General features: G+C 69.0%; 1 protein-coding gene. It reads right to left on the reverse strand.

Annotated features, from left to right (window positions below; translation table 11 throughout):
- Positions 1-1,105: AMP-binding protein (locus AB0M27_RS47805; protein ID WP_365732462.1), on the reverse strand; the 1,105-nt coding region annotated here is incomplete at its 3' end.
- Positions 1,106-1,460: the final 355 nt, after the last annotated feature.

Below are 1,460 nucleotides of genomic sequence, written 5' to 3' on the forward strand. Positions count from 1 at the left end.
GGATCGTGACGCCGTACTTCTGCACGATCTCCCACCAGCGCCCCTGGTGCGGGGTGTCGGGCGTGCCCTCGTACATGACCTGGGTCGCGCCGTTGGCCAGCGGCCCGTAGACGATGTACGAGTGGCCGGTCACCCAGCCGACGTCGGCGGTGCACCAGTAGACGTCGGTCTCGGGCTTGAGGTCGAAGACCGCGTGGTGCGTGTAGGCCGCCTGGGTGAGGTAGCCGCCGGAGGTGTGCAGGATGCCTTTGGGCTTACCCGTCGTGCCCGAGGTGTAGAGGATGAAGAGCGGCTGCTCCGCCTCGAACGCCTCGGGGGTGTGCTCGGCGGACTGACGGCCGGTGATCTCGTGCCACCAGACGTCGCGGCCCTCGGTCCAGGCGGTGTCCTGACCGGTGCGGCGGACGACGAGGACGTGCTCGACGCTCTTGATACGGGAGACGGCGTCGTCGACCGCCGGCTTGAGCGCGGAGGGCTTGCCCCGGCGGTAACCACCGTCGGCGGTGATGACGACCTTGGCGTCCGCGTCCTGGATGCGGGTGGCGATGGCGTCGGCGGAGAAGCCGCCGAAGACCACCGAGTGCGTGGCGCCGATGCGGGCGCAGGCCAGCATCGCGACGACGGCCTCGGGGATCATCGGGAGGTAGACGGCGACCCGGTCACCCTTGCTGACGCCCAGCTCGGTCAGGGCGTTGGCAGCGCGGGAGACCTCGTCCTTCAGCTCCGCGTAGGTGATGGCGCGGCTGTCGCCGGGCTCGCCCTCGAAGTGGATGGCGACCCGGTCGCCGTTGCCCGCCTCGACGTGACGGTCCACGCAGTTGTACGCGACGTTCAGCTTGCCGTCCGCGAACCACTTCGCGAAGGGCGGGTTGCTCCAGTCGAGGGTCTCGGTCGGCTCGGTGGCCCACGTCAGGCGGCGGGCCTGCTCGGCCCAGAAGCCCAGCCGGTCCGCCTCGGCCTGCTCGTACGCCGCTGCGGTGACGTTGGCGTTGGCGGCCAGAGCTGCAGGTGGAGCGAACTTCCGCTCTTCCCGAAGCAGGTTGGCCAGGCTCTCGTTGCTCACGACTTCTCCCAGTCCCAGGGTGTCCGTTGTGTCCCGGGGCATAGCTCATCAGGCGCGGGGCCGGGTGACAAGTGTCTGCCGGGAATTGGTTTAGACCTGTGTCTTCGTGTATGGAAGCATGATCCCGCTCCGCTGGTCAGGACGGCTTTACGACGTGTGTTCACGGCGTGTGGCGCAAAGTCGCCCTGTCGGATTTCCGTGCTGTTGTCGGGTGTGCGGCGTGGAGGTGTCCGGGGTGGGGGTGCCCGCTCGCGGAGTGGGGTCATCAGGTTCCACGGACCCGGGGGCTGTCCGGTTCAGACGGTGGATCAGGCCGTGGTGCAGGTGGCGGGGCGGGTTGCGGCGGGCTCCGGCTCTTCCGTACCGACCCGGTCGAAGACCTCGTCGTGGCCCGTCC

The organism is Streptomyces sp. NPDC052107, from assembly GCF_040680215.1.
In the GTDB taxonomy this organism is placed as follows: domain Bacteria; phylum Actinomycetota; class Actinomycetes; order Streptomycetales; family Streptomycetaceae; genus Streptomyces.